13 protein-coding genes are annotated in these 13447 nt (G+C 70.0%); 3 read left to right on the top strand and 10 right to left on the bottom strand.

What is annotated here, in order from left to right:
- Positions 1-26: 26 nt before the first annotated feature.
- The 3 genes from JE033_RS09750 to JE033_RS09740 are packed head-to-tail and all read right to left on the bottom strand — an operon-like array spanning position 27 to position 2087.
- Positions 27-599 (bottom strand): YdeI family protein, encoded by a 573-nt coding sequence (locus JE033_RS09750; RefSeq protein ID WP_090151133.1) that lies wholly within the window; start codon positions 597-599, stop codon positions 27-29.
- Positions 586-1560, bottom strand: coding sequence for a zinc-binding dehydrogenase (locus tag JE033_RS09745; RefSeq protein ID WP_200331279.1), 975 nt, complete (start codon positions 1558-1560; stop codon positions 586-588). Before JE033_RS09745 ends, JE033_RS09750 begins: the two co-directional genes overlap by 14 nt.
- Positions 1561-1592: 32 nt before the next feature.
- On the bottom strand, positions 1593-2087 hold the full coding sequence (locus JE033_RS09740; protein ID WP_200331277.1) for an FBP domain-containing protein: 495 nt from the start codon (positions 2085-2087) through the stop codon (positions 1593-1595).
- A gap of 289 nt (positions 2088-2376) precedes the next feature.
- Here JE033_RS09740 and JE033_RS09735 point away from each other — a divergent pair, with 289 nt between their 5' ends.
- Positions 2377-3867: an NAD(P)/FAD-dependent oxidoreductase gene (locus JE033_RS09735; protein WP_200331275.1), complete on the top strand. Its 1491-nt coding sequence runs from the start codon at positions 2377-2379 to the stop codon at positions 3865-3867.
- 18 nt (positions 3868-3885) lie between these two features.
- On the opposite strand, the gene JE033_RS09730 is transcribed toward JE033_RS09735, so the two are convergent.
- The gene (locus tag JE033_RS09730) at positions 3886-5184 is read right to left on the bottom strand and encodes an AI-2E family transporter (protein ID WP_234037423.1); all 1299 of its coding nucleotides are present in this window, start codon (positions 5182-5184) and stop codon (positions 3886-3888) included.
- 80 nt (positions 5185-5264) lie between these two features.
- On the opposite strand from JE033_RS09730, the gene JE033_RS09725 reads away from it, so the two are divergent.
- Together JE033_RS09725 and JE033_RS09720 are read left to right on the top strand one after the other, a co-directional pair.
- Positions 5265-5723, top strand: coding sequence for a DUF1801 domain-containing protein (locus tag JE033_RS09725; RefSeq protein WP_200331273.1), 459 nt, complete (start codon positions 5265-5267; stop codon positions 5721-5723).
- Positions 5724-5919: 196 nt separating this feature from the next.
- Entirely contained in the window at positions 5920-9303 is a 3384-nt protein-coding gene (locus JE033_RS09720; protein WP_200331271.1) for an Ig domain-containing protein, read from the top strand.
- 95 nt (positions 9304-9398) lie between these two features.
- Here JE033_RS09720 and JE033_RS14695 read toward each other — a convergent pair whose 3' ends face one another.
- Genes JE033_RS14695 through JE033_RS09690 form a run of 6 tightly spaced genes read right to left on the bottom strand, consistent with a single transcriptional unit; the run spans position 9399 to position 13432 of the window.
- Complete coding sequence (locus tag JE033_RS14695) at positions 9399-10628, bottom strand: C2 family cysteine protease (RefSeq protein ID WP_200331269.1); 1230 nt, start codon at positions 10626-10628, stop codon at positions 9399-9401.
- Positions 10622-11008: a hypothetical protein gene (locus tag JE033_RS09710; protein WP_200331267.1), complete on the bottom strand. Its 387-nt coding sequence runs from the start codon at positions 11006-11008 to the stop codon at positions 10622-10624. Before JE033_RS09710 ends, JE033_RS14695 begins: the two co-directional genes overlap by 7 nt.
- Positions 11005-11286, bottom strand: coding sequence for a hypothetical protein (locus tag JE033_RS09705; protein ID WP_090151158.1), 282 nt, complete (start codon positions 11284-11286; stop codon positions 11005-11007). The genes JE033_RS09710 and JE033_RS09705 overlap by 4 nt, the downstream gene beginning before the upstream one ends.
- The gene (locus JE033_RS09700) at positions 11283-11651 is read right to left on the bottom strand and encodes a hypothetical protein (protein WP_200331265.1); all 369 of its coding nucleotides are present in this window, start codon (positions 11649-11651) and stop codon (positions 11283-11285) included. The genes JE033_RS09705 and JE033_RS09700 overlap by 4 nt, the downstream gene beginning before the upstream one ends.
- Before the next feature lie 45 nt (positions 11652-11696).
- Positions 11697-11819, bottom strand: coding sequence for a methionine/alanine import family NSS transporter small subunit (locus tag JE033_RS09695; protein WP_090151163.1), 123 nt, complete (start codon positions 11817-11819; stop codon positions 11697-11699).
- The gene (locus JE033_RS09690) at positions 11816-13432 is read right to left on the bottom strand and encodes a sodium-dependent transporter (RefSeq protein WP_336662427.1); all 1617 of its coding nucleotides are present in this window, start codon (positions 13430-13432) and stop codon (positions 11816-11818) included. The genes JE033_RS09695 and JE033_RS09690 overlap by 4 nt, the downstream gene beginning before the upstream one ends.
- Positions 13433-13447: the final 15 nt, after the last annotated feature.

Here is a 13447-nt window from a genome sequence, read left to right as displayed (position 1 = left end):
GAATAGCGCGGCCGAACTTCGCCGCCCTAGGCCTGCCGCAGCTGCTCGACGAGCGCGGCGACGCGTTTCACCCGCGTCTCCGCCCGCACGGCGGTGACGATCGGGTGGAGGGCGCTGTAGCGCGCGCTCCGGCTCAGCGCGTCGAAGGCGGCCCGCGCGGCCGGCTCGGCGGCGAGCGCGCTCGTGAGCTCCTCGGGTTCGACCATGCTCGCGGACCCGGCGTAGGCGCGCTCCCAGCGCCCGTCGGCCTGCGCCCGCGCCACTTCCGCCCGCCCGCGCGGGCGCAGCAGCCCCTCGCTGTCGAGCCGGGCGATGATGTCGACGTTCCGCTTCGACCACATCGAGCGGGCTCGCCGCGGAGTGAAGCGCTGCTGAAACGTCGCGGCGTCGCGCGACTGCTTCTGGCCGTCGATCCACCCGCTGCAGAGCGCCACTTCGAGCGCCTCCTGGTAGCTCAGCGACGTCGGCGCGGTGGTGCCTTTCTTGGCGAGCACCACCCATCCGCCGTCGTGCGCGTCCTCGTGGACTTCGAGCCAGGCGCGCCACGCCGCCGCGTCCGCGAAGATGAGCGGCTCGGCAGCAGCGTCACTCTCCGACATCGAGAATCACCTTGCCGAGATGGCCGCCCGCGCGGAGCACCTCATGCGCCCGTGCGGCGTCCGCGAGCGGCACGCGGGCGTGCACGGGCAGCGTGACTTCGCCGTTCTCGAGCAGCGGCCAGACGAGCTCTGCCGTCCGCTCGAGGATCCGCTGCTTGTCGTGCGGCTCGCGCGAGCGGACGGTGGTGCCGATGACTCGGGCGCGCTTGCCCATCAGGGCTCCGACGTTCAGCTCGCCGGTCGCGCCTCCCATCGTGCCGATGATGACGAGCCGCCCGAACTCGCGCAGCATGGCGACGTTGTCGTTCAAGGCGGGGCCGCCGATCACGTCGAGGATGATGTCCGCTCCGCCCGCCTCGCGAACCGCCGCCACCACGTCGGTCGTGTGCCGGTTCCACGCTTCGCTCGCTCCGAGTCGTCGCACCTCGTCGACGGCCGCGTCCGATCCGACCGTCGTCAGCACGCGTGCTCCGAGGGCGCTCGCGAACTGGATCGCGAAGGTGCCGATGCCGCCCGTGCCGCCGTGGATCAGCACGGTCTGGGGCTCGGGTGCCGCTCCCCCGTCGCCGCCAGCGGGCTCCGCCCGCAATCCGCCCTCGATCACGAGGTTCGACACCACGGTCGCCGCCACCTCGATGATGCCGCCGGCCTCCGCGAGCGAGAGCGCCGGCGGCGCTGGCAGCACTTGCGCTTCTGGCACGGCGACGACCTCCGCGTATCCCCCGCCCGCGAGCAGCGCGACGACGGCCTCGCCGGTGTCGCGGCGGCGCCCGGACACTTCGAGCCCCGGCAGTTCGGAGGCTCCGGGCGGGGGCGGGTACTGGCCGGCCGCCTGGGCGACGTCGGCGCGATTCACCCCCGCGGCGACGACGTCGATGAGGATCTCGCCGTCGCCTGCTGCCGGTTCGGGCACGTCGGCGAGTTCGAGCCGGTGATCTGCTGTGATGACGATCGCGCGCATGCCTCAACGCTAGACCCGGCCGCCCGCCACCGCTAGCGTCCGGTGACCAGCATGTCGGCGAACCCGGCGACCCGCTGCTGCAGGCGCTCGATGCGCCGCTCCCGATCGGCCGCCATGTCGAATCCGTCGTACGGCACGGGCGGGTCGGTGCGCACGACCCAGGAGCACTGGAAGTTCCGGCAGACGAGAGTGCCGACGGTGTTGCCCCGGCGGCCCGATTCGCCGACGCGGCGCGCGGAGAAGAACACGACCTCGTTGATCAGCCGCGCGTCGCGGCACCACTCGCAGATCTGCCGTCGCTGCGGCGATGCGTCGGCCTGCCGCAGCAGGATGCCGGTCGGGGTGCCGTCGGGCGCGGGCAGCACGACATAGGCGCGCTTGGCGAATTTCGGATCATGCCAGCCGAAGTAGTCGAGCGCATCCCAGTCGCGGGCCTCGAGGTCTTCGGGGAGCCCGGCGACGGAGACCTCTTTCCGTGAGGCGTTGACGAAGCTGGAGCGGATGGATGCCGCGGTGAGCGGGAGCATGGGAGAACCTGTTCGTACGGGGCGTTCCGAGGTGCGGCCGCGGCAGAGGTGCGCGGCGAGCGACGGCGTCGGAAGAGGCCGGTGTGTGATGGGGAGCGCGCCCGGATCGGGCGCGGAAGCGCGTCTCGGCGGGGCCGCACCTGCGGCTCGCATCGCCGAGCGATCGATCAGCTGTCGAGGGCGGATGCTCCGCCGCCGACCTCCTGACGCCCGAGGGCCGTCTGCTTCGTACCGTTCACCCGACCACGGTAGCATGCGGTCAGCACCGCCGCGATCGAGAAGGAGCACCATGCCCAGTGAATACGACGTCATTGTGATCGGTGCCGGCCCCGTCGGCGAGAACGTGGCCGACCGGGCCGTCCAGGGCGGTCTCACGGTCGCGCTGATCGAGGCCGAGCTCGTCGGCGGCGAGTGCTCCTACTGGGCGTGCATGCCGTCGAAGGCCCTGCTGCGTTCGAGTGAAGCCGTGCGCGCCGCCGGCCGACTGGAGGGCGCGAAGCAGGCGGTCACCGGCCCGGTCGACGCAGCTGCGGTGCTGCGCCGTCGCGATGCCTTCACGAGCGGGTGGGACGATTCGGGCCAGGTCGAGTGGGTGGCGAGTGCCGGCATCGACCTCGTGCGCGGTCACGGAGTGATCTCGGGCGAGCGAGAGGTCACCGTGCGGTCTGCGGAGAGCGCGGCGACGAGCGACGCGGCGACCGAGGCGGCGAGCGAGCGCGTGCTCAGCGCCCGGCATGCCGTCGTCGTCGCGACGGGCTCGGCGGCGCTCCTTCCCGACATTCCGGGACTCGCCGAATCGAGCCCCTGGACGAACCGCGAAGCGACCAGCGCAGAGCAGATCCCCTCGCGACTCGCCATCATCGGCGGGGGCGTGATCGCGGCCGAGCTCGCCACCGCCTTCGCGTCGCTCGGTTCGCACGTGACCGCTCTCGTGCGGAGCGAGCTGCTCTCGGGCCAGGAGCCGTTCGCCGGCGAACTGGTCGGTGCGGCGCTGCGCGAGCTCGGCGTCGACCTCCGTCTCCGCACCTCGCCCGCGTCGGTCGAGCGCGGCGACGACGGCGTGGTGCGCGTCACGACCGACGACGGCGATGTGGTCGAAGCCGACGAGATCCTCGTCGCAACCGGCCGGGTGCCCCGCACCTCCGACCTCGGCGTGGAGCGGATCGGACTCGAGCCCGGTCGCTGGCTCGAAACCGACGACACCTTGCTCGTGCTCGGCGCCGACGGCGCACCCCTCGCCGGCGACTGGCTCTACGCCGTGGGCGATGTCAATCACCGCGCGCTCCTCACGCACCAGGGCAAGTACCAGGCGCGTGCGGCCGGCGACGCGATCGCCGCCCGCGCGAACGGCACTGCGCTGCGCGATGAGCGCTGGGGGCGCCACGTCGCGACCGCCGACCACGCCGCGGTGCCCCAGGTCACATTCACCGATCCGCCCGTCGCCTCGGTCGGATGGACCGCGGCCGAAGCGGAGAAGCAGGGCGTCTTGACGCGGGTCGTCGACTTCGAGATCGGCAGCGTCGCCGGTGCGAGCCTGCACGCCGACGGGTACCGCGGCACGGCGCGCATGGTCGTCGACGAGGATCGCGGGGTGCTCGTCGGCGCGACCTTCGTCGGCCCCGACGTGCACGAGCTCCTCCACTCGGCCACGGTGGCGATCGTCGGCGAGGTTCCGCTCGAACGGCTCTGGCACGCGGTGCCGTCGTATCCGACGATCAGCGAGATCTGGCTGCGGCTGCTCGAGACGTACGGGCGTTCGAACGAGCAGGTCGAGCAGTAGGGCGATCCTGCGCCCGGGTCACGCGCCGGTGGTCGGTAGCGCCTCGGCCTGCGCTTCGGCCTCGGGCTCGCTCACCGCTCGCTCCCCCGGCGGGAGTCGCTTCATGTCTTGCGCGGGGAAGACGACCTTCTGCACGATGATGATGACGCTCGCGGCGACGGGGATCGCGACGAGCGCGCCGAGAATGCCGCCGAGTGCACCGCCGCCGACGGCTGCGATCACGACGAGGGATCCGGGTACGGCGACCGCTCGGCTCATGATGCGCGGGCTCAGCACGTATGCCTCGATCTGCATGTAGACGAGATAGTAGATACCCGCGATGAGGGCGGTCGTCGGCGAGTTCACCAAGCAGACCGCCGTGATGATGATCGATGCGGAGAGCGTGCCCACCAGTGGGATCAGCGATCCGACGAACGCGATCAGCGCCAGCAGCGCCGGGAGTGGTGCATCGATGATGCTGAGGAAGATGAGGCTGAGCACACCGTTGCAGAGCGCGAGGCTCACCTGCCCGATCACATAGCGTCCGACCGCACCCGAGACGTCTTCGAGCAGCTCCCGGAAGCGGGGGCGGTGGTAGGCGGGCACGAATCGCACGACGAGCCGCTTCATCGCGCGCATCGATGCCATGAAGTAGAGGGTCAGGATCAGCACGATGATGACTCCGGTCACGCCGCCCGCGATGCCGGCTCCGACCGCCACGATGCCGCCGCCGATCTCGCCGAGGTTCGTGGGATCCTGCAGGAAGTCGAGCGCGCCCGAGATGGCATTGTCGAAATTCGTGCCGAGCTGATCGGTGAGCCACGCGTACCAGTCGGAGCGGATGACGTCGCCGACCATCTGCGGGGCGTTCTCGACCAGGTTGCCGATCTGCTTCACGAGCACCGGCACGATCGCGAGCAGTATGCCAGCGCAGGCCAGGAGCACTCCGCCGACGACGACCGCGACCGCCGCGCCTCTCGGCAGCCGACGCTCGATGCGCGACACGATGGGGTCGAGGCCGAGCGAGAGGAAGAGGGCGACGCCGACGTAGACGAGCACTGTGCCGAGCTGCCCGATGATCGCGCCGATGAGCAGCGCGACGAGCACCCCCAGCGCTCCGAGCAGACCGAAGGTGAACGGGTTGATGCGCGCGCCGTTGCCCCACGGGATGTACCCCGGGCTGGAGGCCGCCGTGGTCGGCAGCTCATCTGCGCCGACCTTGTCTGCGCCGTCTTTCGCAGTCCACCACCGCAGCATGCTGTTCCCCCTCGTCGCGGCGCAGAGCTCAGCGCCGCCTGCTGCCAGTGGATCACTCGGCAGGGTCCGGGTCAAGCTCATCCCGTTGTGGGTCGCCGCGTGTCGCGCTACCGTTGGCCGCAACGACGCGCGTACGGGTGCGGTGGTTCGGAGGAGCGACGATGGCGCAGCAGCAGAACGACGGCGATGGATTCTCCCGCGAAGAGCGCGCCTCGATGCGCGCACGAGCCGCGGAGCTGAAGGCGGAGGCGAAACGCGCCAAGAACGCGGAGAAGGCGGCAGCGGAGGCGGCGGAGGTCGCATCCAAGATCGAGGCGATGCCCGATGAGGATCGGCGGATGGCCGAGCGCGTGCACCGGATCGTCGCTGAGGAAGCCCCCGGTCTGGCTCCGAAGCTCTACTACGGTCAGCCCGGCTACGCGCGCGACGGCAAGGTGATCGTGTTCTTCCGCAGCGGCCAGATGGACAAGCTGCGCTACTCGACGTTCGGGGTGAGCCCGCACGCCGAACTCGACGAGGCGAGCGGATTCTGGCCGACCTCGTGGGCGCTCATCGCCCCCACCGAGACCGCCTGGCGAGCGCTCGCTGACGTGGTGCGCCGGGTGTCCTCGGGCTCATAGCCGCTGCTCGCCCGGTGCTCCGCGCTCCCCCGAACCAGGGAGACCGGGTGAAAGCGGGGGTGATTTCTCCCAGAACATGAACGTGCATGTTTCGGCTTCCGCTAAGTTTCACGCGGGGAGTGAGCGATCACGACTTGATCATTGATGATTCAGACATGACGATCGCTCGACATGTCGCACGGGTATCTGGGAGCACATGTTGTCAACCATCGGCGTGCCGCACACACGCACGCACCAACTGCGATCGCGCGCCAGCCGCGTCGTCGCCATCGCCGCTACGGCTGCGATCGCATTCTCCGGGCTCGCGCTCGGCACCGCGCAGCCCGCTCAGGCCGCGGTCGAGAGCATCCAGTTCGAGGCACCGAACAACAACCGCGTCGTGCTCGGCGATCTCGCCAGCCGCTCGCAGCGCGGCGCGGTGTCGATCAGCGGCATCGGCCCGTACACCGTGCGCGGCACCGACGCGAAGTCGAAGGAGCCCTACGAGTTCGTGACCGACTGGAACTACGCGGCGACCAACACCGGCTGGCAGCGGGAGAGCGACGAGCGCAACGCTCAGATGACGCTCGGCTCGCAGTCGAACGTCTCCTTCCTCAACCGCACCGGCGTGCTGCAGCTCAACTCGCGCGGCAACTGCGACAGCAACAACACCTTCGGCGGGCTCACGACCTACTGCTCGTCGTTCGGCCCGGAGGTCTACTCGCAGCCCTTCACCGCGACGAGCGGGCAGGCCGTCTCCTTCGACTGGGCCGCGCAGCGCGTCAGCGATGACTACGAGGTCTACGCCTATCTGGTGCGAGTCGATGGTCAGGGCTACGGCACGCCGGAGGACCACACGCTCATCGCCTACGGACGCGGCAACACCCAGGGCTGGACGACGTCGAGCAAGAAGATCCCGACCGACGGCACCTACCGGTTCCGCTTCGTCAACGGGACGTACGATCAGACCGGCGGATTCGCGATCGGGTCGAACATGTACATCGACAACGTGCTCAAGCTCGGGCTCGCGAACCCGATCGACTTCGATCAGCTCTCCGACCACGTGGTCACGGATGGTGCACGAACCGTGAGCGCGACCGCCCCGGGCGGCGCCGTCACATTCAGCACGAGCACCACGTCGATCTGCGCGGTCAACGGCAGCACGGTGACCTTCACCGGCAACGTCGGCACCTGCACGATCGTCGCGAACCAGGCCGGCAACGCCGAATACGTGCCCGCGGAGAGCACCGCCCGCTCATTCCGCGTGCTCGCCGCCCGCACCGCGCCCGTCAACGCCGGTCTGCCGTACTTCACCGGATCCCTGACGGAGGGCAGCACGATCTCCTTCGATGAGGGCACCTGGCTCGACGGCGGCTCGCCGATCACGGAGACGCGCGTGCAGTGGACGCAGTCGGCGAACGGCGCGGCGGCCACCCCGATCGCAGGCGCGACCGGCGCGAGCTGCTACCTCGTCGAGTCGCCCGGCAGCCAGCTGCGCCTCAGCGTCACGAAGGTGAATGCCATCGGCCAGACCACGCAGGTCTCGGCACCGCTCAACGGCTTCACGTGCGGCGCTCCCGCGGCCCCGGTCTGGAACCAGCAGTCGCTCGGCAACCCCGTCGTCGGAACCCCCGTCTCGGTGGCGTTCACCGCGAGCGGGGCGACCAAGCCGACGTACTCGGTCGTCGACGGCGGATTGCCAGACGGCCTCACCCTGAACGCGACGACAGGCGTCGTATCGGGCACCCCGACCACGGCCGGCGACTACACCTTCACGCTGCGCGCCACGAACCCGACCGGCACCGACGACCTCATGGTCACCGGAACCGTGAATCAGGCGCCCGGCGCGATCACCGGTGCACCCGGGCAGTTCGTCGTCGGCACCGCCGCAGCGGGCGCCGTCGCGGCGACCGGTGCCCCCGCGCCGAGCTTCACGGTCGCCGCTGGCGCACTTCCCGCGGGCGTGACGCTCGACCCGAAGACGGGAGCGTTCTCGGGCACCCCGACGGAGGCCGGGGCGTACGCGTTCACCGTGACCGCTTCGAACGGCATCGGCACGGCGACGACGCGCGAGTTCACCGGAACCGTCGAACAGGCTCCGAACTGGAACGTGACCGTCGGCTGGAGTCCGCAGGTCGGCGAAGCGCTCGACGTGACCTTCACCGCTGCCGGCACTCCGACGCCGACCTACTCGATCAGCTCGGGCGAGCTGCCCGACGGGCTCACGCTCGACGCGGCCACGGGTCGCGTCACCGGCACGCCCACCACCCCGGGCGCGTACTCCTTCATCATTCTCGCGTCGAACACCCAGGGCACGCAGGGACTCAGCGTCTCCGGCACGGTCACCGCGGCTCCGGGCGCGATCACCGGTGAACCCGGGCACTGGGTCGTGGGCGCCGACGCGATCGGCACCCTGCAGGCCAGCGGCACCCCCGCTCCCGTCTACCTGGTGACTGCGGGCAAGCTGCCCCAGGGTGTCTCGCTCAACCCCATCACGGGCGAGTTCAGCGGTTCGCCCGTTGCTGCAGGTGAGTACTCCTTCACGGTCACGGCGTCGAACGGCATCGGCAGCACCACCACCCGGGAGTTCTCCGGCGTCGTGGATCAGGCACCGGTGTGGGACGCTCACGACGGTCTCGCGCTCCAGACCGGAGTCGCGGTCTCGGCGATCTTCACCGCGACTGGAACCCCGACTCCCACGTACTCGATCCTGTCGGGCGCGCTGCCGGAGGGGCTCGTGCTGAACGAGTCGACGGGTGAGATCACGGGCACGCCGACGACACCCGGCTCCTACACGGTGACGCTCGGTGCGTCGAACGGCATCGGCGATCCCGTGCCGCTCGAACTCGCCGGCATCGTCGCCGCAGCCCCCGTCTGGGTCGACACGACCCTCGGTGGCCTGCGCGTGGGCACGGCGTTCGCCGACGGCGTCTTCGCCGAGGGCACTCCTGCAGCGACGTACGCCGTCACCGCCGGCTCCCTCCCATCCGGGCTCGCCCTGAACGCCCTCACCGGCGCGATCACGGGTACGCCGACGGCGTCCGGCGCGTTCGCCTTCACGGTCTCCGCGTCGAATGGCGTGGGCGCAGCGATCTCGCACGAGTTCACGGGCACCGTCGTGAAGTCACCCGCGCACGCCGCGGGGAGCGCGGTCAAGCTGCCGCAGCTGCAGCAGGGCAAGCACTTCGAGATCGATCTCAGCGAGGGCGTCGATTCGGATCCCGCGCCGACGTACCGCGTCTCGAGCGGCCTGCTGCCCGAGGGCGTCTCACTCGATCCCATCACGGGAGTCCTGAGCGGTACGCCGCTGCATGAGGGGCCCTACTCCTTCGTCATCACGGTCGACAACGGAACGGGCGAACCGCTCACCTTCGCGTTCGAGGGATACGTGGAGGCTCCGGCTGCCGGGGCAGGTGCGCCTGCCGCGCCGGGTTCAGCTGCGGCGGGCGCAGCGGGCAGTGCCGGATCGGGCGACGCCGGCCTCGCCGCAACCGGAACCGACACGGCTCCCATTGCCGCCCTCGGCGCGATGCTGCTGCTGGCCGCCGGCCTCGTGGGCGGATTGACGCTGGCGCTGCGGCGCCGACGCACCATCGGCTAGCGGCGCGCCACTCCCCGGAGGGCCGCTCCGACGGCAGTGCCCCCGGAACCGTTCTGGTTCCGGGGGCACTGCCGTCTCTCGGCGACGTCTCGTGACTACTCGGTGACGTTCGTCATCGTCGCCCGCCAGAAGAGATCTTCGACGTCTTCCGGGCTGACGCGGAACTCGCCGCCGCCGTCGGCGCTGTTGCCCGGCCCCCACGGGTTGCGCATCCACACGCTTCCGTCGGGGTCGATGCGGGTAATGACGTAGGAGTGCGAGGTCACGACGTCGACGTCACGCGAGTTGCCGTCGGCGTCGGTGACCGTGATCTGGTGATCGCCGCTTCTCGGCGACGAGATCACGACCTGCCCGCCGTCGTCGAGCACCTCTCTGAGGTCGTCGACCTGTTCGGGGTCGAGCCCGGCGTAGTTGCTGTTCTCGATCACGTCGACGGGGTGACCGGTGATGATCTCCATGGCCTCGGCCGGCACTCCGCCGTCGATGAAGTCGTACCCGTACTCCTGACGGATCGCCGCCTCGTACAGCGCCGCGATCGAGGGCTTGTCGCCGCCGAAGATCCACCAGTCCCAGTCGCTCTGCTTCGCCCCGTTGTCGAAGACGTGCTCGACGAAGACCTCCTGCGGCTCCCCGTTCGAGTAGAGCGTCACCCAGTACCCCTCCTTCTCGGGGTCCCAGCGCACGTTGTCGCGAATGAACTCGTCGCCCTCGTCGCTGTCCAGCAGCGACACGATCGAGCTGAGCATGAAGCAGTCGCCGATGCTGCCCTGCGCGACGTCATCGGGGTCGAATGCGTCGTCGTCGAGGATGTTGTCCGAGACGCGCTCGTCGGGATCCTCCGGATCGTTGAACCACCCGAACGGATCCCACCAGGGTCGGCCGTCGCCCTCCTCGCCGATCGCGGCGCGCAGTTCATCGGCCGCCGTCGACGCCGCCTGCTGCACCTGCCCGAGCGCGCCGAACGCGGCGAGCTCCGCGCGCGCAACGGAGAGCGCTGCCGGAATGTCGAGCGGGTTGCTGCGCAGCGCCCGGGCCGCGCGATCCACATCGCCCTGGGCCTCGTCGTACTGCGACTGCGCCTCCCGCTGGACGGCCGCGTACCGGCGCAGCGTGCCGGCCGCCCCTTCGAGCGCGTCCGCGATGCGCAGGCTTTCGGGCAGCGTCTCCGAGGCAGCGGCGGTGTATGCGTCTGCAGCGGCACCGGTCCAGGTGTCCGGCCGCGCACGCGCGGCTTCGTTCCGGGCGCGCTCTGCGGCCTGCGCCCCGGTGTGCAGCGCAGCAGCGGCGGCCTCGACGGCCGCCGGATCGCCGAACGAGCTCACCACAGCCGCCACCTCAGTCGCACGCGCTCTGCTGCACCCTCGACATCTGCACCGTCGACATCTGCACCGTCGACATCCGCACGGTCGACATCCGCACCCTCGGCATGCTGGCCCTCGATTCCGACGACCTCGACGACGCAGAGCGCATGCACGCGCGCCCGATCCCCGACGGCCAACGTCGCGTCCGAGGGGCCGAGCACGCGCACCGAGCGACCGGGCTCGACGGATGAGACGCCGACCATCGTCCCGCAGATCCGAGACTGCGTGCCCGCGACCACCGTGCGCTCGACCCCGGCGAAGCCGAGCCACCCGACGGCCACGACCGCCCCTGCGACGGCGGCCCCGCCGACGATCACGGCGGCGATCCTGCGCCCGCGGCTCATGCGTCCGGCTCCGCGACCTCGATCGCTGCGGCGGTCTGCGTGCCATCCGGGCTGACGAAGATGTCGACGACGTGCACCGACCCACCGCCCGGCAGGGCCGCTGACTCGCCGGGGCCGAGCTCGACCGTGGTGCGGCCCTCCCGGCTCGAGATGCCGAGGCGTGCCGCGATTCCCCCGCCAGCGTCGGACGGCCGCAGCTTCGTCGCGATGAAGCCGATCGAGCAGCTCGTACCGCGCCGTTGCGCGCCCTGCCGCAGCAGCTCGGGAGCCCCGGTCACCGGAGCAGCCCATCAGTGCGGGGCGCGTCGGCGCCGCCACCGACCATGTCGCTCCCTGCAGCACCCGCGGCCGCACCGAAGACCGCCCCGTATCGCCCGATTCCGGCGACGAGCTCGTCTTCGACCGCGCTCATATCGTCGAGGGTGTCGCGCACCCCCGTGTCGAGCGCCGCCCACCGCTCGGCGAGTCGGTCGGCCTCGCGACGCATTGCCGCTTCGAACGATGCGACGGCGCTGCCGAGCACCTGCGGCCCGAACGCCGCCGCGCCCGGCAGCTGCGGAACAGCCTCACCGACGTCTTCTGTAGCGGTTCGCAGATGCTTGCGAATGGTCGCCACGTCGTCGGCATCGATCGCGATCGTCACGCTTGCCCTCCCCCGAGTTCCCTGCGTGACATCATACGGCGACCGTCACGCCTCGTCGTCGACCCCGCTCACGTCGGGGTGCTTGCGCAGGCGCAGGATCGCCCAGGCGAGCCCGCCCCACAGAATGCCGATGGAGAGCGCCATCATGACGAGTGCGCTGGTGGTCATCGTGTTCCCCCTGAGTTTCGGCGAGTGGCTGAGGCTTCCTTGGCGACCGTGATGAGATCGTTCATCTCCGTGTGCAACTGCTCGGGTTCATCGGGAACGAACGTATCGGCATCGGAGCGGCGGTACCTGCGGTAGCTCATCGCGAACGAGAAGATCGCGAGCAGGGCGATCGCGCCCCACCCGATCGTCGTGATGAACCAGGTGGGGAACCCGCCGTAGCCCTCGGTGAGGTATTCGGCGACGCCGCGCACCAGGATGACCGCGAGAATCACGGGGGTCACCGCCGTCACGGCGATCGTCCACACCCGGCCGAGCTTCAGCGACGACAGGGCGTTGAGGTGCGAGCGCAGGCTCGGTACGGCGCGGAACACCCACGCGACGAGCACGAGCGTCGCGACGGCCGAGCCGGTGACGCCGATGTTGTTGACGAACGCGTCGAGCACATCGAGGACGTTGAGCCCGGACGACGTGCCGAACAGCAGCACGGAGGGAATGCCTGCCGCGAGGCCGACGGTGACCGCGACGCGGCGGGTCGACCAGCCGGTCTTGTCCTGCAGCGACCCGGTGACCACCTGGTAGATCGACAGCAGCGACGAGAACCCGGCGAGCACGAGCGATCCGAAGAACAGCACCCCCATGAAGGCGCCCGCCGGCATCTCGCTAAGGAGTGTCGGGAACGTCATGAAGGCGAGCGCGACCCCGCTCAACCCTTCGAGGTCGTCGATCTGCACGTTCTGCGAGTAGGCCAGGAACCCGAGTGCCGCGAACACGCCGATGCCCGCGAGGATCTCGAACGCGCAGTTCGCGAAGGCGACGACGAGGCCGGAGCCGGCGAGGTCGCTGCGGCGCTTCATATACGAGGAGTACGTGAGCATGATGCCGAAGGCGATCGAGAATGAGAAGAAGATGTGGCCGTAGGCGGCGAGCCACACCGCGGGATTCGCGAGGGCGGCGAAGTCGGGTTCGAAGAACTGATTGATGCCGTCCCAGGCGCCGGGCAGCGTCATCGCGTAGACGACGATGATCACGAAGACGATGACGAGCAGCGGCAGCGTGATGCGGTTCGCGCGATCGAGACCGCGGCGGAGCCCCAGCGACATCACGATGATCGCGGCGATCCACACGATGAGCAGTGTGATGAGCACGGCGGGCACGAAGTCGAAGGTCACGCCGGGCGCCTCTGCGAGCTGCAGGTACTCGCCGGTGAAGAAGCCGACCGCGTCGTCGCCCCACTGGCGGCCGAAGCTGAACCAGACGAAGCCGAGCGCCCAGGCGATGATCACCGCGTAGTAGGTGAGGATCAGGAAGGACACGCCCACCTGCCACCAGCCGAGCGGCTCTGCCTTGCGATTGAGCCGTTTGAAGGCGAGCGGCGGCGCAGCGCGGTACTTGTGGCCGATCGCGTAGTCGAGGAAGAGGATCGGCAGACCGGCGGTCAAGAAGGCGACGAGATACGGGATCAGGAACGCCCCACCGCCGTTCTCGTAGGCGACACCGGGGAATCGCCAGATGTTGCCGAGCCCGACGGCCGAGCTGATGGCCGCGATGATGAAGGCGCTGCGCCGCCCCCACGTCTCGCGTTCGGGCGCACTGGTCTTCACCGATTCAGTCACGCAGATACGGTAGCA

It is taken from the genome of Leucobacter sp. L43, assembly GCF_016597785.1.
In the GTDB taxonomy this organism is placed as follows: Bacteria; Actinomycetota; Actinomycetes; order Actinomycetales; family Microbacteriaceae; genus Leucobacter; species Leucobacter alluvii.
The sequence above is the reverse complement of the archived record's forward strand: the minus strand, read 5'-3'. Positions and strand labels throughout refer to the sequence as shown.

Bases quoted from the DNA above. Each gene is read 5' to 3' on its own strand.
- JE033_RS09740 (WP_200331277.1), bottom strand. From the start codon at position 2,087: ATGCTCCCGCTCACCGCGGCATCCATCCGCTCCAGCTTCGTCAACGCC.
- JE033_RS09710 (WP_200331267.1), bottom strand. From the start codon at position 11,008: ATGAGCCGCGGGCGCAGGATCGCCGCCGTGATCGTCGGCGGGGCCGCC.
- JE033_RS09725 (WP_200331273.1), top strand. From the start codon at position 5,265: ATGGCGCAGCAGCAGAACGACGGCGATGGATTCTCCCGCGAAGAGCGC.
- JE033_RS09735 (WP_200331275.1), top strand. From the start codon at position 2,377: ATGCCCAGTGAATACGACGTCATTGTGATCGGTGCCGGCCCCGTCGGC.
- JE033_RS09745 (WP_200331279.1), bottom strand. From the start codon at position 1,560: ATGCGCGCGATCGTCATCACAGCAGATCACCGGCTCGAACTCGCCGAC.
- JE033_RS09730 (WP_234037423.1), bottom strand. From the start codon at position 5,184: ATGAGCTTGACCCGGACCCTGCCGAGTGATCCACTGGCAGCAGGCGGC.
- JE033_RS09720 (WP_200331271.1), top strand. From the start codon at position 5,920: ATGTTGTCAACCATCGGCGTGCCGCACACACGCACGCACCAACTGCGA.
- JE033_RS09695 (WP_090151163.1), bottom strand. From the start codon at position 11,819: ATGACCACCAGCGCACTCGTCATGATGGCGCTCTCCATCGGCATTCTG.
- JE033_RS09750 (WP_090151133.1), bottom strand. From the start codon at position 599: ATGTCGGAGAGTGACGCTGCTGCCGAGCCGCTCATCTTCGCGGACGCG.